Annotated in this window: 18 protein-coding genes; 16 read left to right on the forward strand and 2 right to left on the reverse strand. The window is 68.0% G+C overall.

Translation table 11 applies throughout. The features are described 5' to 3' along the window. Positions 1–84: 84 nt before the first annotated feature. The gene (locus tag K9D25_RS09175) at positions 85–891 is read right to left on the reverse strand and encodes an N-acetylmuramoyl-L-alanine amidase (protein ID WP_244450541.1); all 807 of its coding nucleotides are present in this window, start codon (positions 889–891) and stop codon (positions 85–87) included. 292 nt (positions 892–1,183) lie between these two features. Here K9D25_RS09175 and K9D25_RS09180 point away from each other — a divergent pair, with 292 nt between their 5' ends. The 7 genes from K9D25_RS09180 to mraY all read left to right on the forward strand — a co-directional run bounded on the left by K9D25_RS09180 (position 1,184) and on the right by mraY (position 9,266). Continuing rightward, on the forward strand, positions 1,184–1,663 hold the full coding sequence (locus tag K9D25_RS09180) for a division/cell wall cluster transcriptional repressor MraZ (protein ID WP_244450542.1): 480 nt from the start codon (positions 1,184–1,186) through the stop codon (positions 1,661–1,663). Then, the gene (gene rsmH, locus K9D25_RS09185; protein ID WP_432207921.1) at positions 1,660–2,697 is read left to right on the forward strand and encodes a 16S rRNA (cytosine(1402)-N(4))-methyltransferase RsmH; all 1,038 of its coding nucleotides are present in this window, start codon (positions 1,660–1,662) and stop codon (positions 2,695–2,697) included. The genes K9D25_RS09180 and rsmH overlap by 4 nt, the downstream gene beginning before the upstream one ends. A 9-nt stretch (positions 2,698–2,706) precedes the next feature. Beyond that, positions 2,707–3,300 carry a cell division protein FtsL gene (ftsL, locus tag K9D25_RS09190; protein ID WP_244450543.1) on the forward strand — a complete coding sequence of 198 codons (594 nt, stop codon included), beginning with the start codon at positions 2,707–2,709 and terminating at the stop codon, positions 3,298–3,300. Positions 3,301–3,315: 15 nt separating this feature from the next. Continuing rightward, positions 3,316–5,100, forward strand: a complete 1,785-nt coding sequence (locus tag K9D25_RS09195) for a peptidoglycan D,D-transpeptidase FtsI family protein (protein ID WP_244450544.1) — start codon at positions 3,316–3,318, stop codon at positions 5,098–5,100. A 38-nt stretch (positions 5,101–5,138) separates the two neighbouring features. Next, complete coding sequence (locus K9D25_RS09200; RefSeq protein WP_244450545.1) at positions 5,139–6,626, forward strand: UDP-N-acetylmuramoyl-L-alanyl-D-glutamate--2,6-diaminopimelate ligase; 1,488 nt, start codon at positions 5,139–5,141, stop codon at positions 6,624–6,626. Between the two features lie 4 nt (positions 6,627–6,630). After that, positions 6,631–8,085: a UDP-N-acetylmuramoylalanyl-D-glutamyl-2,6-diaminopimelate--D-alanyl-D-alanine ligase gene (locus K9D25_RS09205; RefSeq protein ID WP_244450546.1), complete on the forward strand. Its 1,455-nt coding sequence runs from the start codon at positions 6,631–6,633 to the stop codon at positions 8,083–8,085. 95 nt (positions 8,086–8,180) lie between these two features. Then, entirely contained in the window at positions 8,181–9,266 is a 1,086-nt protein-coding gene (mraY, locus tag K9D25_RS09210; protein WP_244450547.1) for a phospho-N-acetylmuramoyl-pentapeptide-transferase, read from the forward strand. Positions 9,267–9,380: 114 nt separating this feature from the next. Here mraY and K9D25_RS09215 read toward each other — a convergent pair whose 3' ends face one another. Continuing rightward, entirely contained in the window at positions 9,381–10,280 is a 900-nt protein-coding gene (locus K9D25_RS09215) for an MBL fold metallo-hydrolase (protein WP_244450548.1), read from the reverse strand. Positions 10,281–10,411: 131 nt separating this feature from the next. Here K9D25_RS09215 and murD point away from each other — a divergent pair, with 131 nt between their 5' ends. The 9 genes from murD (at position 10,412) to ftsZ (ending at position 21,670) form a co-directional block, all read left to right on the forward strand. Beyond that, positions 10,412–11,797: a UDP-N-acetylmuramoyl-L-alanine--D-glutamate ligase gene (gene murD, locus K9D25_RS09220; RefSeq protein WP_244450549.1), complete on the forward strand. Its 1,386-nt coding sequence runs from the start codon at positions 10,412–10,414 to the stop codon at positions 11,795–11,797. A 75-nt stretch (positions 11,798–11,872) separates the two neighbouring features. Beyond that, positions 11,873–13,045: a putative lipid II flippase FtsW gene (gene ftsW / locus K9D25_RS09225; protein WP_244450550.1), complete on the forward strand. Its 1,173-nt coding sequence runs from the start codon at positions 11,873–11,875 to the stop codon at positions 13,043–13,045. Between the two features lie 8 nt (positions 13,046–13,053). After that, on the forward strand, positions 13,054–14,166 hold the full coding sequence (gene murG / locus K9D25_RS09230; RefSeq protein WP_244450551.1) for an undecaprenyldiphospho-muramoylpentapeptide beta-N-acetylglucosaminyltransferase: 1,113 nt from the start codon (positions 13,054–13,056) through the stop codon (positions 14,164–14,166). Positions 14,167–14,289: 123 nt separating this feature from the next. Next, positions 14,290–15,699: a UDP-N-acetylmuramate--L-alanine ligase gene (gene murC, locus K9D25_RS09235; RefSeq protein WP_244450552.1), complete on the forward strand. Its 1,410-nt coding sequence runs from the start codon at positions 14,290–14,292 to the stop codon at positions 15,697–15,699. Beyond that, positions 15,696–16,616, forward strand: coding sequence for a UDP-N-acetylmuramate dehydrogenase (murB, locus tag K9D25_RS09240; RefSeq protein ID WP_244450553.1), 921 nt, complete (start codon positions 15,696–15,698; stop codon positions 16,614–16,616). The genes murC and murB overlap by 4 nt, the downstream gene beginning before the upstream one ends. Before the next feature lie 35 nt (positions 16,617–16,651). Next, positions 16,652–17,572: a D-alanine--D-alanine ligase gene (locus K9D25_RS09245; RefSeq protein WP_244450554.1), complete on the forward strand. Its 921-nt coding sequence runs from the start codon at positions 16,652–16,654 to the stop codon at positions 17,570–17,572. 74 nt (positions 17,573–17,646) lie between these two features. Continuing rightward, positions 17,647–18,552, forward strand: a complete 906-nt coding sequence (locus K9D25_RS09250) for a cell division protein FtsQ/DivIB (RefSeq protein WP_244450555.1) — start codon at positions 17,647–17,649, stop codon at positions 18,550–18,552. After that, positions 18,549–19,871: a cell division protein FtsA gene (gene ftsA, locus K9D25_RS09255; RefSeq protein WP_244450556.1), complete on the forward strand. Its 1,323-nt coding sequence runs from the start codon at positions 18,549–18,551 to the stop codon at positions 19,869–19,871. The genes K9D25_RS09250 and ftsA overlap by 4 nt, the downstream gene beginning before the upstream one ends. A gap of 86 nt (positions 19,872–19,957) precedes the next feature. Continuing rightward, positions 19,958–21,670, forward strand: coding sequence for a cell division protein FtsZ (ftsZ, locus tag K9D25_RS09260; protein WP_244450557.1), 1,713 nt, complete (start codon positions 19,958–19,960; stop codon positions 21,668–21,670). Positions 21,671–21,958 lie beyond the last annotated feature (288 nt).

Raw genomic sequence — 21,958 nt, forward strand, 5'->3', positions numbered from 1 at the left:
CGCGCGCGAACGATGCTTGCGGGACAGCGGCAGCACGCGCAGCATCCTGTCTCCGCCTGCTCATATTTGAGGCGGGGCGCTATTTCAGGCGGTCTCGGCGCTTGACGTTGTGCCCGCCACATCCGCCGGGCGTGCCGCGCAGAGCGCGTAAAGCGTCGCCAGCGTCGAGACATCGGCCACACCATCGACGCGAGCGCGGCGGAAATGCCGCTGGAAGGCCCGGACGACCGCCTCGGTCTGCGCGCAATAGGTGCCGCTCACCGGCACGCCATAGCCATAGAGGGCAAGCATGGCCTGGAGCGCTTCAATGGGCTGGCCGTGCTCGCCGCGCATGAAAAACCGTCCGTCGCTGGGCGGGACTTCCTCGACGAGATGCCCGACTCCGAAGCGGTGCAGGATTTCCCAAGGAAACTTCTCCCCAGGGTCGTCCTTTCGCATCGGCGCGACGTCGGAATGGGCGAGCACCCGGTCGGGCGGGATGGGCTGGCGCGACAGGATGTCCTTGGCCAGCGCCGTCACGGCCTCGATCTGGACGGCGGGGAAGGGCGGGTAGCCGAATTCGTGCCCGGGATTGGCGATTTCGATGCCGATCGCATGCGAGTTGATGTCGGTGGCCCCCGCCCAGAAGGCGGCACCGGCGTGCCAGGCGCGGCGCGCCTCCGGCACCAGCTGGAGAATGCGGCCATTCTCCAGAACCACGTAATGCGCCGAGACTTGCCGCTCCGGCGCGCGCAGCCAGGCGACCGCCTCGGCGGTCGATTCCATGCCCGTATAGTGCAGCAGCAACATGTCCGGGCGGGCGACCCCGAGGCGCGGGCCGTGGTTTGGCGAGGACAGAACCTCGGCGACCAGCGGCGAGTCGGGCGGGAAGGGGCTGTGGGTGTCGCTCATCCCGCAGCAGCTAATGCCGGACCCAGCGTGATTCAACAGATTCTTAAGGTTCATGGGGCGTTAATGCCGGGATGCCGACTGCGGCGGAATCACCTGTGTGGAAGCCCCACAGACAGTGGTCTGCCACGGTCATTCCATTGACGACCATCATATCCCATGGTATCCCAGATCATCCCGTTGCAGTACTGCGTAACCAAGGCCGACGGCGCCGTTTCGGCGCTGGTCGCTCGGCATTTGGTGCGCGGCGAGCACATTGCGACGGGGCGTGTTTGCGTAGGGGCGTGCCGGGCCGATGGAACGTTTCGTATCGACCTACCCGATGCGGCTCGATTCCAAGGGCCGGATGTCGATCCCGGCGCCGTACCGCGCACTTCTTGCGCGGGACGGGCTGGAGCACCTGTACTGCCATCCGGCGCTCGACCTTCCCGCCCTGCAGGCGGGCGGCGCGCGGCTGATGGCGGGGATCGACGCCCTGATCGCGCGGTATCCGTCCTATTCGGAAGCGCGGGAGGAACTGGCGGGCGCGCTCTACGGGGCGATCGAGATGGTCAAGCTCGATCCGGAGGGCCGCGTGATGCTCGGCGAGGGGCTGAAAGCCCATGCGCACATCAAGGACGAGGCCGTTCTGGTCGGCCTCGGGGATCATTTTCGGATCTGGGAGCCCGAGCGCTTCCGGGCGCATCTGGCGGAGGCCACTGCCAGAGTGCGCGCGCTGAAGCAGGAGATCGGCTCTCAGGGGGCGACGCGGGATTCCCGCGCCGATGGGGCATGATGACGGGTCGCGGCGGTTCGGAGACGGACGCTGCCGGCGGACCGGCCCGTCATCTGCCTGTCCTGCTGAACGAAGTTCTGCATTATCTCGCCCCGCAGCCGGGCGGCGTCTATGTCGACGGCACCTTCGGCGCCGGCGGCTACACGCGTGCCATTCTCGATGCGGCGGATTGCCGGGTAATCGCCATCGACCGCGACCCCAACGCCATTCGCGACGGGCAGGCGCTGGTCGCGGAATTCGACGGACGCCTCACGCTGGTGCCGGAGCGCTTCAGTGCGCTCGATGCGGTGGTGGAGGCGCAGGGCGAGCCGTTCGTCGATGGCGTCGTGCTGGATATCGGCGTCTCCTCCATGCAGCTTGACGAGGGTGAGCGCGGCTTTTCCTTCCGCCGCGACGGGCCGCTCGACATGCGGATGTCGCAGGACGGGCCCTCCGCCGCCGATCTGGTGGCGAAGCTCTCCGAGACCGAACTCGCCAATCTCATCTACCGCTTCGGCGAGGAGCGTCGCTCGCGCGCGGTGGCGCGCGCCATCGTGGAAGCGCGGGTGCAGACGCCGATCGAACGCACGCTACAGCTTGCCGACATCATCTCCAAGGTGGTGTGGGCGAAGCCGCACGAGCCGCATCCGGCCACCCGCACCTTTCAGGCACTGCGCATCGCGGTGAATGACGAGCTTGGCGAACTCGCCCGTGCGCTCGAATCCGCCGAGCGCATTCTAAAGCCCGGCGGTCGGCTGGTGGTGGTGACCTTCCACTCGCTGGAAGACCGCATCGTCAAGAATTTCCTCGCCAACCGCGCCAAGGTCGCCGCCGGTTCACGTCATCTGCCGGCGGTGGCGGGTGCGGCGCCGAGCTTCACGCTCGTGGCGCGCGGCGCGGTCGAGCCGGGTGAAGAGGAACGGGCGGCCAATCCGCGGGCCCGCTCGTCCAAGCTGCGGGCCGCCGCCCGTACCGCCGCGCCGGCGCATGCCGGGGGTGACCTTGGCTCGCTGCTGCCGCCTCTGCCCGCCCTTGATGCTCCCCGCCGTCGCTGAGGTCGAGACATGTTCCGCATACTCAACGCCGTTTCGGTCATCGCGCTGCTCGCGGCGGCGGGCATCGTCTACCATGTCAAATATTCCTCGGCCTTCGAGGCGCAGGAAATCGCCAAGCTGCGGACCGAAATCCGGTCCGAGCGCGACCGCATCGCGATTCTCCATGCCGAGTGGGCCCGCCGCACCGCGCCCGACCGCGTTCAGGCCCTGGCGGAGAAGCACCTCGACATGCAGCCGCTCGATGTCGACCATATGGACCGTCTCGCCAGCCTTCCCGCCAAGCCGGACGCAGGCGGCGACGGGCTGAGCGGTATGATCGAGGCGCTGGTGGACGGTCCCTCTCTCAATCCGCCAACGCCGGAAGCGGCCGCGCCGAAGCCGTCGAAGCCCGCGCGCACCGCTCCGGTCGCCAAGCTGCCGGACGATGCGCCGCTGCCCGAACAGCCCTTCTCCGCCGAACCGTTGCCCCTGTCGGCGATGCCCCCGGCGGGAACGATGGGGACCGCCCGTCGCAGCCCCGCCGGCGCGCAGGGCGTTGTCGGCGCGCCGCTCAACCCGGTTACGGCGGCGCCGCTGCTTCCGCCCGGCGATATCGGCCAGTAAGCGCGAGGTGGCACCATGAGCATCGTTTCCAACCTCTCCGCCCCCGCGATCGGCCGGCGCCTGCTTCGTCTGCCGCACGCCTTGCTGCGTGGGCTGCTCGCCATTGTGCGGGCCGCCTTCGGGCGCGGCCGGCCGGAAGCTCATGCCGTCGCCCGCGCGCGCATCGTGCTCTGCATGATCGTGTTCGGCGGCGTCTACCTCGCCATTGGCGGCCGGCTCGCCATGCTCGCCTCGGCGCCCGAGGGCGCCGTGGCGCGGCGCATCGTTGCCACCGATGCGGTCGCCTCGGCGCGGCCGGACATTGTCGACCGCAACGGGCTGGTGCTGGCCACCGATGTGAAGTCCGCCTCGCTCTATGGCGAACCCCGCCGGCTGATCGATGTCGACGAGGCGGTCGAGGCACTCACCGCCGTTCTGCCCGACCTCGATGCCAACGAACTGCGCCAGCGGCTCTCCACCGATCGCGGCTTCATCTGGCTGAAGCGCGACATCACCCCGCAGCAGCAGCGGGAAATCCACAATCTCGGCCTGCCTGGCATCGGCTTCATGACCGAGAACCGGCGCATCTATCCGGGTGGCACGCTGGGCGCCCATGTGCTCGGTTCGACAAACATCGACAATCAGGGCATTGCCGGCATCGAGAAATGGGTCGACACGCGCGGGCTTTCCGATCTCCACCTCGCGGGCTTTGCGACGGACCGCCAGCAGGAGCCGGTGGAACTGGCGCTCGATCTGCGCGTGCAGCACGTGCTGCGCGACGAGCTTTTCGCCGCCAAGGAGAAGTTCAAGGCCATCGCCGCCGCGGGAACGGTGGTGGATGTGCGCACCGGCGAGATCGTCGCCATGGCCTCGCTGCCGGATTTCGACGCCAATGACCCGGCGCGCTCGCTCGACCCGAAAAACCTCAACCGCCTCACCACCGGCGTGTTCGAGATGGGGTCGACCTTCAAGGCGCTGACCTTCGCCATGGCGCTGGACAGCGGCCGCTTCAACATCAACTCGACGCTGGACGCGCGCGGGGCGCTGAGCTTCGGGCGTTTCAAGATCAGCGACTATCATGCGGAAAACCGCGTGCTGACGCTCCCCGAAGTGTTCCTGTTCTCATCGAATATCGGCACCGCAAAAATGGCGCTGTCGCTTGGCGTGGACGCGCACAAGGCGTTCCTCGCCAAGGCCGGGCAGCTGGACCGGCTGCGCACGGAACTCCCGGAAAGCGCCATGCCGATCGTGCCCAAGCGTTGGGGAGAGGTGAACACCGCGACCATCGCCTTCGGCCATGGCCTGGCAGTCGCGCCGCTTCAGGCGGTGATGGCGGTGAACGCGCTGGTCAATGGCGGCTATCTCATTCCCCCGACCTTCCTCAAACGGACGCGGGAGGAGGCGATGGCGCTCGGCACGCCGATCATCAAGCCGGAAACCAGCGCCAAGATGCGCTACCTGCTGCGGCTCAATGCCGAGAAGGGTTCGGCCAAGAAGGTCAACGTCCCCGGCTTCTATGCCGGCGGCAAGACCGGCACGGCGGAAAAGGTCATCAATGGCCGCTATTCCAAGACGCGGCTGCTCACGACCTTCACCGGGGTGTTTCCGATGGACAATCCGCAGTACCTCGTGCTGGTGATGCTGGACGAGCCTCAGCCGGTCGAGGGTACCTATGGCTTCGCTACCTCCGGCTGGAACGCGGCGCCGACCACGGGCAAGATCATCTCCCGCATCGCGCCGATGCTGGGCATCATGCCGCGTACGGATATGCCGCCTGCCGAAAGCCTGCTCGCCAACACGACGCTGGCCCGGGCGCAGTGATGTAAAAGGCGCCCGTCGTGGCGCGCAGGACGACGCCAATGCGTGACCAGATACGACCCACCGTCGACTGCGCCCGCCGCCTTACCCTTCGGGGGCTGATCGGCGAGGACGCCGATTACGAGGCTGCCTCTCCGGAGCTCGCTGTGGCCGAGCCGGCTCTCGACAGCCGTTCGGTTCGGGCGGGAGATGTTTTCTTCGCGCTTGCCGGTGTGAAGAGCGACGGACTTTCCTTCGTGCGCGAGGCCATCGACCGCGGGGCGGTTGCCGTTGTCGCGGAGGGGGCAAGGCCGACATGGCTCGATCCCGCCATTTCTTATGTGCGCGTCGGCAATGCCCGGCACTCCATGGGTCTGGCGGCTGCCCGCGCCTTTCCCCGCCAGCCTGAGACCATCGCCGCCGTCACCGGCACCTCGGGAAAGACGTCGGTGGCCTCCTTCACTCGGCAGATCTGGCAGGGGCTCGGCTTCTCCGCTGCCAGCCTCGGCACGCTCGGCGTGGTGGCGCCTTCAGGCGCCGTCAAGGGCGCGCTCACCACGCCCGACCCCATCACGCTGCATCGCACGCTGCACCACCTCGCCGAAGAGGGCGTCACCCATCTGTGCCTGGAAGCGTCCTCCCACGGGCTCGACCAGCACCGGCTCGACGGGGTGCGGCTCAAGGCCGGCGGCTTCACCAACCTCTCGCGCGACCATCTCGACTATCACCCGGACATGCAGGCCTATCTCGACGCCAAGATGCGGCTGTTCCGAGATCTCGTGCCCCGCGGCGGTGGGGCGGCGGTGTGGGTGGACAGCACCGAGGGCAGCCACGTCGCGCAGGTCGCTGCCGAGCATGAGCTGAACGTGCTCGGCATCGGTGCGACGGGAGCCGGCATCGCGCTGTTGAACCGCGTCGATGAGGGACTGGGACAACGGCTTGAGATCGAAATCGATGGTGCGCGCCACACGGTGAAGCTGCCGCTCGTCGGCGCGTTCCAGGCCTGCAATGCGCTCGTCGCCGCCGGCCTTGCCTTGCTCACCGGTGCGGCTGCCCGCGAGGTGCTGCCGCTGCTTGAAACCCTGGAGGGCGTGCCGGGTCGGCTCGAACTCGTCGGCACAAAGGAGGGTGCGGGCGTGTTCGTCGACTACGCGCACAAGCCCGACGCGCTGGCCAACGCGCTCGACGCGCTGCGGCCCTATGCGAGCGGGCGGTTGATCGTCGTCTTCGGCTGCGGCGGTGATCGTGACCGGGGCAAGCGTCCGATTATGGGGGCGATTGCCGCCGCCAAGGCCGATGTCGTGATCGTCACCGACGACAATCCGCGCAGCGAAGATCCCGCCACGATCCGGGCGGCGATTCTCGCCAGTGCGCCGGGTGCGCGCGAGATCGGGGACCGTGCGGAGGCCATCAAAGCCGCTCTGGACGAGGCGGCAGCGGGAGATGTGGTGCTGATTGCCGGCAAGGGTCACGAAACCGGCCAGACTATCGGCGACCGGACGTTGCCATTCTCCGACCGCGACGTTGCGGTCGGGCTTCTCGGGAGATGAGCGCATGAGCGCCGGTTCGGCTGCCCTATCGCCGCTGTGGACGCCGGAGGCGCTCGCCCAGGCTACCGGAGGCGTGCTCGCCGGTGCGCCGGCCGCGGCCATTGGCGGCGTCTCCATCGATACCCGCACTCTGCGGCCGGGCGATGTGTTCTTCGCGCTACGCGGCGACAACAGTGACGGCCATGCCTATGTGGCCATGGCGCATGAGCGTGGCGGAGCACTGAGCGTGGTCGAGCGCGGGCGCACCGGCGATATGCCGGACGGCGCTTCGCTGCTTCTGGTGGACGATGTGCTCCGCGCGCTTGAAGCCGCCGGCCGCGCCGCCCGGGGCCGCAGCCGCGCCCGCATCGTCGGTGTCACGGGCTCGGTCGGCAAGACCACGACCAAGGAAGCGCTGGCCCTGGCGCTGGGGGCCGACGGCCCGACCCATGCCTCGGCGGCGTCCTACAACAATCACTGGGGCGTGCCGCTCTCCCTCGCCCGCATGCCGCAGGACAGCGTCTATGGCGTGTTCGAACTCGGCATGAACCACGCCGGCGAGATCGCGACGCTTGTGGACATGGTGCGTCCGCATGTGGCGATCATCACCACGGTCGAGCCGGTCCATATCGCCCAGTTCGACAGTGTGGAGGGCATTGCCGACGCCAAGGCGGAAATCTTCACCGGCGTAACGCCCGGTGGCGCCGCCGTGCTCAACCGCGACAACCGGCATTACGAGCGGCTGGTGGCCGCCGCGCGGGCGGCGGGCATCGGCACGATCATCGGTTTCGGCGAGGCAGAAGGCGCGCAGGCCCGGCTTACCAGCGTCAATCTCCAGCCGCATATGTCGACCGCCATGGCCGACATCATGGGTGAGAGCGTCAGCTTCAAGGTCGGGCTGCCCGGCCGCCATATCGTTCAGAACGCGCTGGCCGTGCTCGCCGCGGCGAAGCTCGCGGGCGCCGATCTGTGCCTCGCCGCACTGGCGCTGTCGGCGCTCGGCCCGCCCCCGGGGCGTGGCGTGCGCACGGGGCTGGCGGTCAAGGGCGGGCGCGCGACAATCATCGACGAAAGCTACAACGCCAACCCCGCCTCGATGCGCGCAGCGCTGGCCGTGCTTGGCACCACCCCGCCGACCGGTCGCGGCCGGCGCATCGCCGTGCTCGGCGACATGCTGGAACTCGGGCCCCAGGGCGAGGCGATGCACCGCGAACTCGCCCCGGCTGCTGCCGCCGCCGATCTCGTCTTCTGCGCCGGCCCGCTGATGCGGGCGCTGTGGGAGGCGCTGCCCGAAAGCCGCCGCGGCGGCTGGGCGCCGGATGCGGCGGCGCTGCTGCCCCTGGTGGCCGAGCGGCTGCGCGGCGGCGACGTGATCATGGTCAAGGGCTCCAATGGCAGTCGCATGGGGCCGCTGGTGCGTGCACTCATCGAGCGTTTTCCCGACGACCGCCTTGCGGAAACGGCGGAATCATCGGAATGAGCCGCGCCGTTCCTTTCTTCCCGATTCCGGGCCTGAACACTTGCCTGTCGCGGCGCGCCGGCTTGCCGCTCCGCCCACCCCAAGGTTGATCTTCCATGCTGCAATGGCTCGCCGAACTCCAGGGAAGCGTCCCGGCGGTTAACGTCTTCCGCTACATCACTTTCCGCACCGGCGGGGCGATCATCACCGCGCTGCTGTTCGTCTTCATGTTCGGCCCGGCGATCATCGCCCTGCTGCGGCTGAAGCAGGGCAAAGGCCAGCCCATCCGCACCGACGGGCCGCAGTCGCATCTGCTGACCAAAAAGGGCACGCCCACCATGGGCGGGTTGATGATCTTCTCCGGGCTCATGGTGGCGACGCTGCTCTGGGGCAACCTGTCCAACCCCTATGTCTGGGTGGTACTGTTCGTCACCATAGGCTTCGGCCTGATCGGCTTTTATGACGACTATCTTAAGGTCACCAAGCAGACCCATAATGGCCTGTCCGGCAAGTCGCGGCTCGCCATCGAGGCGCTGATCGCCGGCACGGCGGCGGTGGTCATCATGCATGTCGGTCGCGAGCCGCTGTCCTCCTCGCTGGCCTTCCCGTTCTTCAAGGACCTACTGCTTGATCTTGGCTGGTTCTTCGTCGTCCTCGGCGCCTTCGTCATCGTCGGCGCCGGCAATGCGGTGAACCTGACCGACGGCCTCGACGGCCTCGCCATCGTGCCCGTCATGGTGGCGGCGGGCAGCTTCGGGATGATCTCCTACCTCTCTGGCAACGTGCTGTTCGCGGATTATCTGCAGATCCACTATGTCGCCGGCGTGGGCGAACTGGCGGTGATCTGCGGTGCCATCATCGGCGCCGGCATCGGCTTTCTCTGGTTCAACGCGCCGCCGGCGCAGATCTTCATGGGCGACACCGGGTCGCTGGCGCTCGGCGGGCTGCTCGGCACCATCGCGGTCGCCACCAAGCACGAGATCGTGCTGGCGGTGATCGGTGGCCTCTTCGTGCTGGAGGCGGTCTCGGTGATCGTTCAGGTCGCCTCCTTCAAGCTCACCGGCAAGCGCGTGTTCAAAATGGCGCCGATCCACCACCATTTCGAGCAGAAGGGATGGACCGAGCCGCAGATCGTCATCCGCTTCTGGATCATCGCGGTGGTGCTGGCACTGATCGGCCTGTCGACGCTGAAGCTGCGGTGAGTTTTGTTTTTCGTCGTCCCGGCCGAGCGAAGCGAGAGCCGGGATCGCCATCCGTTCAAGGTACGCGATCCCGGATCAGCCTGCGGCCGTCCGGGATGACGGGGCTTCAGAGCCTCATCCCGGCAGCGCCAGCACCTTCTTCACATTGCTGGCGTGAACCGCCTCATAGGGGGCGAAATAGGCCAGCGTCCCGGTGGCGAGATCGCCGGCGATGAAGGTGGAAAGGTCCTGGTCGGCCAACGCCATGTCGATGCGCGTGTGTAAGAGCTTGCTCACATAGCGCAGCGTGGCATCGATCAGTTCGGGACCGTAGCCGCCGGCGGCAATCACATCCGGCGCGCCGTGATTGGGCAGGATGCGGCCATAGCCCCACTGCCGGATGCGCTTCAACTCCTCGATGTGCACCGGCAGCCGCTCGGCCTCGGCGACATAGGTGATTGGCTCTTCCAGCGTGTCGCCGGCCAACATCACCCCGAGCTGCGGCAGCAGCAAGATCAGCCCGTCATGGCTGTGGATTTCCGCCGGTTCCAGCTTCACGGTGAGGCGGCCGACGGAAATCTCGGTCGGGCCGGTGATGATCTTGTTCGGCATGACCAGCGGGAAAATCGGCGGGTCGCCGTTCTCCAGCGCCACGCGGTTGGCGGCGAGCGCCCGTTCCGTGCGGTCGAGGGCGATAATCTCGTCTGTGGCGAAGACGGCGTTGCCGGCGACATGGTCGTCGTGCCAGTGGCTCAGCACGACGCGGAAGGAGGTGACGCCCGCATCTTCCAGCGTCCGGCGCATCATCTGCGCGTGGGGGAGCGAGATGTGGGTGTCATAGAGCAGCGCCTCATTGCCATCCACCACCGCATAGACGCAGACGCCGAGGGCATAGGCGCCGTCGTCGAGCCAGTTCGGCGCCGCCGAATGCGCCCGCGCGCCGTCGATCCGGCCGTCATAGAAGGCGTAGATGTTGGGATGCGGCCGCAGCACGCGCATCGTCGAACCGAGGGGAAGCAGAGCGGGGGCGGGCATGGCAGGCTCTCAGGCTGGGGGGGGTCGCCGGTGTCGTCGGCAGGCCGATCATTTCATCGCCCCTTGAAATGCGCTAGCGAGGGGAGCCCGCGCGGTTCTTTTTGCGGGTGCCGCTCCCGAGGTTGCTCCCGATGATACCCGTATCTTCCTTCAAGGACCACGTTGTCGCCCTGTTCGGGCTCGGCGGGTCGGGCCTCGCCACCGCCCGCGCGCTGCTCGCCGGGGGCGCGAAGGTCACAGCCTGGGATGATTCGCCCGCCTCGGTGGAGAAAGCCGCGGCCGAGGCCATCCCGACCGGGGACCTGTCCGCGGCCGACTGGTCGGGTTTCGCCGGGCTGGTTCTGGCGCCGGGCGTGCCGCTCACCCATCCCGAGCCGCACTGGACGGTGAAGAAGGCGCGGGCCGCTGGCGTGGAGGTCATCGGCGATATCGAGCTGTTCTGCCGCGAGCGGCGCGCGGCGGGGCGCCCCGCTTTCGCGGCGATCACCGGCACCAATGGCAAATCGACCACCACGGCGCTGCTCGCCCATCTGCTCAAGGTCGGCGGGCGCGACGTGCAGATCGGCGGCAATTTCGGGCCCGCCATTCTGGGGCTGGAGCCGCCGAAGGGGCGCCGCGCCTATGTGATCGAATGCTCCTCCTACCAGATCGACCTCACGCCGAGCCTCGATCCGGCCGTGGGAATCCTGCTCAATCTCTCTCCCGATCATCTCGACCGGCATGGGACGATGGAGCATTACGCCGCGGTGAAGGAGCGGCTTATCGCCGGTGTCGAAGCGGGTGGTACGGCGGTGATCGGCGTCGATGACGACTGGTCGCGCGCCATCGCCGATCGCGCGGAAGCGGCGGGCAAGAATGTCGTGCGAGTCTCCGTCCGGGAGGCGCTGCAGGACGGGGTCTCCCTCAAGGGCACCGATCTCGTCGTCAGGGAGAAGGGCACCCGCGTGTTTACCCTTCCGCTCGCCGGCATCGGCTCGCTGCGCGGCGCGCATAATGCGCAGAACGCCGCCGCCGCCTTTGCTGCGGCCCGCGCCCTCGGCCTCGCGCCGGAGGTGATCGCCACCGGCATGAAGAGCTTTCCCGGCCTCGCTCACCGCATGGAGCAGGTCCGCACCATAGGCCATACGCTGTTCGTCAACGACTCCAAGGCAACCAATGCCGATGCGGCCGAGCGGGCGCTGACCTCGTTCGAGGACATCTTCTGGATCGCCGGCGGCAAGCCGAAGGAGGGCGGCATCGAGCCGCTGCGGTCCTTCTTTCCGCGGGTGAAAAAGGCCTATCTGATCGGCGTCGCGGCCGAAGCCTTCGCCGCGACGCTGGGCGAGACGGTGCCGTTCGAGATGTGCGGGACGCTGGATGTGGCGGTCGCCCGCGCGGCGGCGGACGCGGCGGCGTCGGGTCTGGCGCATCCGGTGGTTCTGCTGTCCCCCGCCTGCGCCAGCTTCGACCAGTACCGCAACTTCGAGGTGCGGGGCGACGCGTTCCGCGACCTCGTCAACGCGCTTCCGACGGCCTGAGGCACTGCTGGCATTAAGTCGGCGTCAACCTTAACCGTCCCATACTCCGGCAAAGCGTTTCCCGGAGTGGCGTATATGATATCGCGTGCCGAAAGGACGGTCGTCGGCGAGTGGTGGTGGACCATAGACCGGCTGCTGCTCGGCGCTCTCGCCGCCTTGATGATCATCGGCATCGTGCTGGCGCTGGCGGCGAGCCCGCCGGTGGCGGCGCGCATCGGCATTCCCGACCCGTTCCATTTTGTGAACCGGCAGGTGATGTTCCTGGTGCCGGCGCTGATCATTCTGCTGGCCACCTCGTTCCTTTCGCCGCGTAACATCAGGCGCATCGCGCTGGTGCTGTTCTTCCTGTTCCTCGGTCTCGTCTGCGCCACGCTGGTGATCGGGCCGGAAGTGAAGGGTGCGCGGCGCTGGCTCAACATCGCCAGCGTCACGGTACAGCCGTCCGAATTCCTCAAGCCGAGCTTCGTCATCATCGCCGCCTGGCTCTTCTCGGAAAGCGTGCGACGGCCGGAAATGCCGGGCCAGTTCCTCGCCATCGGCCTGCTGGGCATGGTGGTGACACCGCTGGTGATGCAGCCGGACTTCGGCCAGACCATGCTGGTCTCGCTGGTGTGGGGCAGCCTGTTCTTCCTCGCGGGGCTGCGCATCATCTGGGTGGTGGGGCTGGGCGGCATTGGCGCCGCCGGCCTGTTCCTCGCGTACAAGACGGTGCCGCACGTCACCCAGCGCATCGACCGTTTCATGAATCCGGATTCCGGCGACACCTATCAGATCGACCTGTCGATCAACTCCTTCCTCAATGGCGGCTGGCTGGGGCAGGGGCCGGGCGAGGGCAGCTTCAAGAAGGTACTGCCCGACGGGCACACCGACTTCATCTTCGCCGTCGCCGGTGAGGAGTTCGGTGCGGTTCTGTGCCTGATGATCGCCAGCCTGTTCGCCTTCATCGTGCTGCGCGCGCTGTCGCGGGCGCTGAATGACGAGGACCCGTTCGTGCGTTTCGCCACGGCGGGCCTCGCCATGCTGTTCGGGCTGCAGTCCTGCATCAACATGATGGTCAATCTGCACATGATGCCCGCCAAGGGCATGACGCTGCCTTTCGTGTCCTATGGCGGCTCGTCGCTGCTGTCGCTCGCCTATGGCATGGGCATGCTGCTCGCCCTGACGCGCCGGCGCCCGCGCACCGCGACCCTGGCCGAGCTGGAGCGGCTCGGCACGCGTCTCGGCGCGCCGATGCCGCGTCCGGCGTGAGGGTCACCATGTCCTCCGCTGCGCGTCCGCTAGTCATTCTTGCCGCCGGCGGCACCGGCGGCCATCTGTTCCCCGCCGAGGCGCTGGCCGGCGTGCTGGCCGCGCGCGGCATCGACGTCGATCTCGTCACCGATTCGCGCGCCGCCCGCTATGCCGGCCACTTTCCCGCGCGGCGCCTGCACGTGCTGCCGGCGGAGACGGTGCGCGGGCGCTCGCCCGTCGCGCTGGCGCGCACCGCGCTCACGCTTGGGCTCGGCTTCGCGAAGGGTTTTCGGCTGATGCGGGCGATGCGGCCGGCCATCGTCGTCGGATTCGGCGGCTATCCCACCCTGCCGCCCATACTCGCCGCCCATTATGCCGGCTTCCCAACCCTGATCCATGAGGCCAATGCGGTGATGGGGCGGGCCAACACGCTTCTCGCATCCCGCGTCACCGCCATCGCCTCCGGCTATCCCGCCATCTGCGCCGGCAAGCCTGCCCTCGCGGCCAAGGCTCACCACACCGGCAACCCCGTCCGTCCGGCGGTGATCGCCGCCGCCGAGGTGCCCTTCGCTCCCCCGGCGCCGGACGGACCGATCCAGCTTCTGGTCACCGGCGGCAGCCAGGGCGCGCGGGTGATGAGCGAGGTGGTGCCGGCGGGCGTGGAAGCGCTCGATCCGGCGCTGCGCGCCCGGCTTCGTCTCGTGCAGCAGGCCCGGCCAGAGGACCTTGACGCTGTGCGCGCCACCTATTCCCGGCTCGGCGTGAGCGCGGAGGTGGCGCCCTTCTTCCCCGATCTGCCGGCGCGCATTGCCGGCGCGCATCTCGTCATTTCGCGCTCCGGCGCGATGACGGTGGCCGAGCTGGGCGTGATTGGCCGGCCCTCCATCCTCGTGCCATTGCCGGGCGCGCTCGACCAGGACCAACTGGCCAATGCGACAGCGCTTGCCAATGGCGGCGGCGCGGTGGTGATGCCGCAGAGCCATTTCACGCCGGAGAGCTTCGCCGCCGCTATCGCCCGTCTCGCCGGAGAACCGGGGCGGCTGGAGGCGATGGCCAGCGCCGCCCGTGCCATGGGCCGGGCCGACGCCGCCGAGCGCCTCGCCACGCTCGTGATCGCGGTCGGCAAGATCCATGTCTAGGATCGCGCCCGCCCGCTTTCCCTTCGACCCAACCAAAGGCCCGGTGACGGGCGCGGCGCGCTCGTCTATTCCTGCGCGCCGGCAAAAGACGCCTGCCCCGCGTGCGGGCGGAAGGAACACCCCATGAAGCTCCCGCTCTCTCTTGGCCCTATCCATTTCGTCGGCATTGGCGGCATCGGCATGAGCGGCATTGCCGAGGTGCTGCACAATCTCGGCTACACCGTGCAGGGCTCGGATGTCGCCGAGAGCGCCAATGTGAAGCGCCTCGCCGAAAAGGGCATCAAGGTGCTGATCGGCCACGCGGCCGGCAACATCGACGGCGCCGAGGTGCTGGTGGTCTCCACCGCCATCCGCCGCGACAATCCTGAGCTGGTCGCCGCCCGCGCCAAGCGCCTGCCGGTGGTGCGTCGGGCGGAGATGTTGGCCGAGCTGATGCGGCTGAAGAGCTGCGTCGCCATCGCCGGCACCCATGGCAAGACCACGACGACCTCGCTCGTCGCCACCCTGCTCGATGCTGGCGGCTTCGACCCCACCGTCATCAACGGCGGCATCATCAATGCCTATGGCACCAATGCCCGCCTCGGGGATGGCGAATGGATGGTGGTTGAGGCCGATGAGAGCGACGGTACTTTCCTCAAGCTGCCGGTCGAGGTCGCCATCGTCACCAATATCGACCCGGAGCATCTCGACCACTTCAAGACCTTCGAGGCGGTGCAGGCCGCGTTCCGCAGCTTCATCGACAACCTGCCCTTCTACGGCTTCGCGGTCATGTGCACGGATCATCCCGTGGTGCAGGACCTTGTCGGCCATGTCGAGGATCGCCGCGTCATAACCTATGGCGAGAACCCCCAGGCGGATGTCCGCCTGGTCGAACTCGACCTGCGCGGAGGCATGTGCCGGTTTGGCGTGCTGTTCCGTGATCGCACCGGCGCCGTGGTGCATGAACTGCGCGATCTCGTGCTGCCCATGCCCGGCAAGCACAACGCGCTGAACGCGACTGCTGCGATCGCCGTTGCGCATGAACTTGGCGCCAGTGACGAGCAGATTCGCAGCGCTCTGGCGGGTTTCGGTGGCGTGAAGCGGCGCTTCACCCGCACCGGTGAGGTGGGCGGTGTCACCATCTTCGACGATTACGGCCACCACCCCGTGGAAATCGCCGCCGTGCTGCGCGCCGCCCGCGCTTCGACCGAGGGACAGGTGATCGCGGTCGTCCAGCCGCACCGCTACACACGGCTGCAATCGCTGTTCGACCAGTTCGCCACCTGCTTCAACGACGCCGATCATGTGATCGTCGCCGATGTCTATGCGGCCGGCGAGGCGCCGATTTCCGGCATCGACCGCGATCATCTCGTAGAAGCGCTGCGCGCGCGCGGCCATCGCTCGGTGATGGGGCTGAGCGGGCCAGAGGCGCTCGCGGGGCTGGTGAACGGGCTGATGAAGCCGGGTGACTACGTGGTGTGTCTCGGCGCCGGCAACATCACCCAATGGGCCTATGCGCTGCCGGAGCAACTGGCGGCCGGGGCCGCGCGATGAGCTTCTCCGACCTCACGCCAGAGCTTTCCGCCGCGATGCCGGAACTGCGCGGCCGGCTGATCGCCAATCAGAGCTTGGCTGAACTCACCTGGTTCCGCGTCGGCGGGCCGGCGCAGGTGCTGTTCACGCCAGCCGATGAGGACGATCTCGCCTATTTCCTCAGCCATCTGCCGGCCGAAATCCCGGTGACGGTCATCGGCCTCGGTTCCAACCTCATCGTGCGTGACGGCGGGGTGCCGGGCGTGGTGGTGCGGCTGGGGCGCGGCTTCAGTGAGATCACGGTTGAAGAGGGCCACCGGCTCCGCGCCGGCACGGCGGTGCCGGACGTGAAACTCGCCCGCGCAGCGGCGGAAGCGGGGATCGACGGTCTGGCCTTCTACCGGGGCATTCCCGGCGGGCTTGGCGGGGCGCTGCGGATGAATGCCGGGGCGCATGGCGGGGAGACGAAGGACACGCTCATCGAAGCGCGCGGCGTCGATCGCGCGGGGCGGGTGCACGTGTTCACCAATGCCGATTTCGGTTTCAGTTACCGGCATTCGCAGGCACCGGCCGATGTGATCTTCACCGCCGCGCTGTTTCAGGGGCGGCCGGGAGAGACGGCGGCCATTCTCGCCGAGATGGACCGAATCACCAGCGCACGCGAAGCCTCGCAGCCGATCCGCGAAAAGACCGGTGGCTCGACGTTCAAGAATCCGCCCGGCCAGAAGGCCTGGCAGTTGATCGACGCCGCCGGTTGCCGGGGGTTGACCCGGGGCGCGGCGCAGATGTCGACCATGCACTGCAATTTCCTGATCAACACCGGCGGTGCGACGGCCGCCGATATCGAGGGGCTCGGCGAAGAAGTGCGCCGGCGTGTGAAGGACCACTCCGGCGTCGAGCTGGAGTGGGAAATCAAGCGCATCGGTCTTCCCGTCTGAGCGATGCGGCCCGTCGGGCCGTCGAGGAGAGTATCATGGGCAAGCATGTCGCCGTCCTGATGGGCGGCTGGTCGCCGGAGCGGCAGGTGTCGCTGTGGTCCGGCGAAGCCTGCGCGAAAGCCGCGGAAAGCGTTGGCTACCGCGTGACCCGCGTGGATGTCGGGCGCGACATTGCGCAGGTGCTGACAGCGCTCAAACCCGATGTGGCGCTTAATGTGCTGCACGGGCGGCCCGGCGAGGACGGCACCATCCAGGGCATTCTCGAAATCCTGCGCATTCCCTACACCCATTCCGGGGTGCTCGCCTCGGCGCTGGCGATGGACAAGCGGCAGGCCAAGATTGTCCTTGCCGCGCACGATATCCCCGTACCCGAGGGCCGTATGGTGACGCGGGCGGAAGCGGCGCGGGCGCATGTGCTGCCGCGCCCCTATGTGCTCAAGCCGAACACCGGGGGGTCTTCCGTCGGCGTGTTCATCGTGCGGGAGGATCAGGAGCACCCGCCCCAGGAGCTTCACCGGCCGGATTGGGGATTCGGCGAGGACCTCGTGGCCGAGCGCTACATCCCCGGCCTGGAGCTGACCTGCGCCGTCATGGGCGACGAGGCGCTCGGCGTTATCGAAATCCAGTCCGACCTAAAGTTCTATGATTACGAGGCAAAATACGCTCCGGGCGGTTCACGCCACATTCTGCCGGCCCGAATTTTACCGAATATTTACCAAAAGGCGCAGATGTTAGCGGTCAGGGCGCATCGCGCTCTCGGCTGTCGGGGCATCAGCAGGACGGACTTCCGCTACGACGACCAGACCGGAGACGAATCCGGCCTTGTCTGTCTGGAGGTCAATACGCAGCCCGGAATGACCGAGACGTCGCTTGTGCCCGAATTGGCAGCCCATGCGGGCCATTCGTTCGGTGAGCTTGTACGATGGATGGTGGAGGACGCTTCGCTCGATCGCTGACCCCGCGGCAGACGCCGGCGGGCAAGCGGACCAGCGCGGCCACCGGCGAATCGACCCGAGGCGTGCGTCCGCGCATGCCGGTGCGCCGGGCCCCCACGTCCGAGCGCACCCGTCTTCTCGACCGCACCATCATCGGCGGCCGGCGCCTGCTGGTCGGCCTGTGCACCTCGCGCGCCGCCTTCACCGGCGCCGGAGCCTGGCTCACGGCGGCCCTGTTCGCCGCCACCGGCCTTTACGGCATGGAGCGGGGCGGCCATATGCCGGCGGCGATCGAGACCGCTCGCGACTTCGGCGATGTCGCCGCCAATTTTGCCGGGTTCCGCATCGCCAACATCAATCTCTCTGGCCAGAATCACGTCACGCCCGGCGATATCCTCGCCACGGCCGGCGTGAAGCCAACATCCTCGCTGCTTTTCCTCGATGCCGAGGGCGCGCGCATGCGGCTGGAGGAGCTGGCTTGGATCAAGCGTGCCACAGTGCAGAAGCTCTATCCCGACCGCCTCGACATCCAGATCGTCGAGCGCGAGGGCTTCGCGCTCTGGCAGAAAGACGGCAAGATCAACGTTATCGCCCGCGACGGCACCGTCATCGCCCCCTATTCTGACGACCCGCGCTACATTCGCCTGCCGATCGTGGTCGGCGATGGGGCCGAGACTCATGTGGTCGAGATCGTCGAGGCGCTGAGCCTCGTTCCGGGGGTGCGCGATCAGGTGCGTGCGGCCATCCGTGTCGCCGACCGGCGCTGGACGCTGAAGCTGCGCAATGGCGTCGATGTGCGCTTGCCCGAGGAAGGGCTGAACGACGCGCTCGAACAGCTCGCGCTGCTCGACCAGCAGAAGTCGCTGCTCTCTCGCGACATCACCATTGTCGATCTGCGCCTGCCCGACCGGGTATCGGTGCGCCTGTCCGACGCCGCTTATGCGGCGCGCGAGGCGGAGTTGAAGGCCAAGGCCAAGGCGAAGAAGGCGGGCAGCACATGAGAACCCGCGCACCGTTCGAGATCGCCCCGAAAATGCGGCCGTTGGCGCCGCGCCGCACCGGCGTGGTCGGCGTGCTGGAAGTCGGCACCTCCAAGATCGTCTGCATGATCGCCCGGCTGAAGCCGCGGGAGGCGACGTCCAGCCTGCGCCGGCGCACTCATTCGGTGGATGTGCTTGGCATCGGCCACACCAGCGCCCATGGCATCAAGGGCGGCACGGTCATCGACATGGAGCGCGCCGAGCACGCGATCCGCCGGGCAGTGGACGCGGCCGAGCGCACCGCCGGGGCGCAGATCGCTTCCGTTATTGTCTCGATGGCCGGCGGCCGCCTCGCTTCCGAGCACTTCACCGCCGAGGTCGATCTGCCCGAGCCGGCCGTCGCCGAGGGTGATATCCGCCGCGTGCTCGACGCCGCCTCCACTTTCGCGGTCGGCGAGGGGCGCACCATCCTGCACGCCTTGCCGGTCGGCTATGCGCTGGACGGCGTCGCCGGCATTGGTGAGCCGCGCGGCATGCTGGGGCGCCGGCTCGGCGTCGATCTGCACGTCATCACCGCCGAGGCGGCCGCTGTGCGCAACCTGCTGCTGTGCATCGAGCGCTGCCACCTCGGCGTCGAGGCGATGGTCGCGGCCCCCTATGCGGCGGCGCTGTCGACCCTGGCCGATGACGAGGCGGAACTCGGCGTCACGCTCATCGACTTCGGCGCCGGCACCACGACGGTGGCGGTGGTCGAGAACGGCCATTGCGTGCATGTCGACGGCATCGCCATCGGCGGCCAGCACGTGACCAACGACGTGGCGCGCGGCCTGTCCACCCGCCTTGCCGATGCCGAGCGGCTGAAGAGCCTGCATGGCGGCGTGCTGGCGATGGGCGCTGACGAGCGCGAAATGCTCACCGTGCCCAGCATCACCGACGATCACGACCTGCCGCGGGCGATTCCCAAGGCGCGGCTGATGCGCATCGTGCGCCCGCGCGTCGAGGAGATCGTGGAACTGGTGCGCGACCGTCTGCACGCCTCCGGCCATGCGGCAGGAGCGGGTCGGCGCATCGTTCTCACCGGCGGGGCCGCTCAACTCACTGGCCTTGCGGAGCTAGTCGGGAACATACTGGGACCACAGGTGCGAATCGGTCGTCCGCTCGGTATCTCCAAGCTGCCGGAGGCGACGCGCGGCGCGCCCTTCGCCGTGGCTACCGGGCTTCTGGTCTATCCGCAGGTCGCGGGGCTCGAACATTTCGAGGCTCGCCGCCGCCGCCTCTCGCAGGGCGACGGTTCCGGCTACTTCTCGCGCGTCGGTCACTGGCTGAGGGAGGCCTTCTGACGTGCACCATTTAATCCGCGCCGGCGGAACCGGCACCACAGGGATCATGACGGGCCGCGTGCCCGCCGGCGTTAGGGGACACTAGAATGACCATCAACCTCCAGGTACCGGATATCCGCGAACTGCGTCCCCGCATCACCGTCTTCGGTGTTGGTGGCGCTGGCGGCAACGCGGTCAACAACATGATCACGGCCGGCCTGACGGGGGTCGACTTCGTGGTCGCCAACACCGACGCGCAGGCGCTGACCCTCTCCAAGGCCGAGCGCATCGTGCAGATGGGCGTCGCGGTCACCGAAGGTCTCGGTGCCGGTTCCCAGCCTGAAGTCGGTCGTGCCGCCGCCGAGGAAGCGCTCGACGAGATCCGCGATCATCTCGCAGGCGCCCACATGGTGTTCATCACCGCCGGCATGGGCGGCGGCACCGGCACCGGCGCGGCCCCGGTCATCGCCCGTGCGGCCCGCGAGCTGGGTATCCTCACCGTCGGCGTGGTGACCAAGCCCTTCCACTTCGAAGGCCAGCGCCGCATGCGCATCGGCGAGATGGGCATCAACGAGCTGCAGAAGGGTGTCGATACGCTCATCGTCATCCCCAACCAGAACCTGTTCCGCGTCGCCAATGAGCGCACCACCTTCGCCGACGCCTTCGCGATGGCCGACCAGGTGCTCTATTCCGGCGTTGCCTGCATCACCGACCTGATGGTGAAGGAAGGCCTCATCAACCTCGACTTCGCCGACGTCCGCGCGGTGATGCGCGAGATGGGCAAGGCTATGATGGGCACGGGCGAGGCCTCCGGCGAGCAGCGCGCCCGCCATGCGGCCGAGGCGGCGATCGCCAACCCGCTGCTCGACGAAGTGTCGATGCGTGGCGCGCGCGGCCTACTGATCTCGATCACCGGCGGCAAGGACCTGACCCTGTTCGAGGTGGACGAGGCGGCGACCCGCATCCGTGAGGAAGTCGACCCCGATGCCAACATCATTCTGGGCGCCACCTTCGACGAGACCCTGGAAGGGCTGATCCGCGTGTCGGTCGTTGCCACCGGTATCGACCCGGCGGTGATTCCCGAGCAGATTCCCCACGCGCTGAACAATCTGCCGGACCTCGGCGGCCGCCGTGTCTCCAATGCAGGCCGCGCCGCCGTGGAAGCCCGCCGCGACGCCGCCCTGCGCTCGGTCGCCTCGGCGCTCGACGCGGAGGATTTCGGCGCCCCGCACCACGAGCCGAGCTTCGCCGCGGCCCCGGTCAGCGAGCATCCCTATGGTGAGCCGTCCTACGCCCAGCCGTCCTATGCGCCGGCGCCGGCCGCTATCGACGACGTGACCATCCGCCCGATGGCGCCCAAGCCCGCGCTCTATGCCGAGCCCGAGCCGGCGCCGTACAATGAGGCGGCTTACGAAGAGCACGCGATCGAGCCGTTCATTCCGCCGCAGGCCGAGCGTCCGTCCCCGCGCATGCCGCGCGTCGACGAGCTTCCCATGCCGGCGCAGAATCAGATCCGCGCTGCGCGCGGCGAGGCGCCGGACCATCATCAGGCTGAGAAGAAGCGGATGACGCTGCTGCAGCGTCTCGCCCATGTCGGCCTCGGCCGCAGCCAGGAGGAAGACGAAGAGCCGGCGGCGGATATGCGCCCCGTGGTGCGCCGCGCGCCGGCCCAGCCCGAGCCGCGTCAGGTTGCTGACATGCGGCCCGAGACTTCCGAATACGCCAAGCGTCCGGCGGCCCGCCCGGCCGATCCGCGCGCGGCGCGCCCGGCGGAGGATGATCATCTCGATATCCCCGCCTTCCTGCGCCGCCAAGGCTGAGACACGCACCACAGGCGGCCGCGTGCCGCCTGTTACAAAACGCCCACGCAATGCAGCGCCCGGATCGCGAGGTCCGGGCGTAGCTGTTTGTAATTAAAGGATTTTTCAGATTTGTGCGGTAGCGTAAAGGCGGTAACAGACGGTAAGCAAGCGTGATTTGGCGCGGACTCACGGCGCCGTTATCTTGCCAGCCAACGATAAGCGTCCGCAGCGGATTCGGTTCCGAGCCTTTAGGTAGCGGCGCACTGTGTTGGTTTTGGGGATTGGGGAGAGCGGGGCGCCTGCCGC

Origin of the sequence: Ancylobacter polymorphus, assembly GCF_022836935.1 — a bacterium.
In the GTDB taxonomy this organism is placed as follows: domain Bacteria; phylum Pseudomonadota; class Alphaproteobacteria; order Rhizobiales; family Xanthobacteraceae; genus Ancylobacter; species Ancylobacter polymorphus_A.

Excerpts from the sequence above, each read along its gene's own strand:
- K9D25_RS09175 (WP_244450541.1), bottom strand. The coding sequence starts at position 891 with ATGAGCGACACCCACAGCCCCTTCCCGCCCGACTCGCCGCTGGTCGCC.
- K9D25_RS09180 (WP_244450542.1), top strand. The coding sequence starts at position 1,184 with ATGGAACGTTTCGTATCGACCTACCCGATGCGGCTCGATTCCAAGGGC.
- rsmH (WP_432207921.1), top strand. The coding sequence starts at position 1,660 with ATGATGACGGGTCGCGGCGGTTCGGAGACGGACGCTGCCGGCGGACCG.
- ftsL (WP_244450543.1), top strand. The coding sequence starts at position 2,707 with ATGTTCCGCATACTCAACGCCGTTTCGGTCATCGCGCTGCTCGCGGCG.
- K9D25_RS09195 (WP_244450544.1), top strand. The coding sequence starts at position 3,316 with ATGAGCATCGTTTCCAACCTCTCCGCCCCCGCGATCGGCCGGCGCCTG.
- K9D25_RS09200 (WP_244450545.1), top strand. The coding sequence starts at position 5,139 with ATGCGTGACCAGATACGACCCACCGTCGACTGCGCCCGCCGCCTTACC.
- K9D25_RS09205 (WP_244450546.1), top strand. The coding sequence starts at position 6,631 with ATGAGCGCCGGTTCGGCTGCCCTATCGCCGCTGTGGACGCCGGAGGCG.
- mraY (WP_244450547.1), top strand. The coding sequence starts at position 8,181 with ATGCTGCAATGGCTCGCCGAACTCCAGGGAAGCGTCCCGGCGGTTAAC.
- K9D25_RS09215 (WP_244450548.1), bottom strand. The coding sequence starts at position 10,280 with ATGCCCGCCCCCGCTCTGCTTCCCCTCGGTTCGACGATGCGCGTGCTG.
- murD (WP_244450549.1), top strand. The coding sequence starts at position 10,412 with ATGATACCCGTATCTTCCTTCAAGGACCACGTTGTCGCCCTGTTCGGG.
- ftsW (WP_244450550.1), top strand. The coding sequence starts at position 11,873 with ATGATATCGCGTGCCGAAAGGACGGTCGTCGGCGAGTGGTGGTGGACC.
- murG (WP_244450551.1), top strand. The coding sequence starts at position 13,054 with ATGTCCTCCGCTGCGCGTCCGCTAGTCATTCTTGCCGCCGGCGGCACC.
- murC (WP_244450552.1), top strand. The coding sequence starts at position 14,290 with ATGAAGCTCCCGCTCTCTCTTGGCCCTATCCATTTCGTCGGCATTGGC.
- murB (WP_244450553.1), top strand. The coding sequence starts at position 15,696 with ATGAGCTTCTCCGACCTCACGCCAGAGCTTTCCGCCGCGATGCCGGAA.
- K9D25_RS09245 (WP_244450554.1), top strand. The coding sequence starts at position 16,652 with ATGGGCAAGCATGTCGCCGTCCTGATGGGCGGCTGGTCGCCGGAGCGG.
- K9D25_RS09250 (WP_244450555.1), top strand. The coding sequence starts at position 17,647 with ATGCCGGTGCGCCGGGCCCCCACGTCCGAGCGCACCCGTCTTCTCGAC.
- ftsA (WP_244450556.1), top strand. The coding sequence starts at position 18,549 with ATGAGAACCCGCGCACCGTTCGAGATCGCCCCGAAAATGCGGCCGTTG.
- ftsZ (WP_244450557.1), top strand. The coding sequence starts at position 19,958 with ATGACCATCAACCTCCAGGTACCGGATATCCGCGAACTGCGTCCCCGC.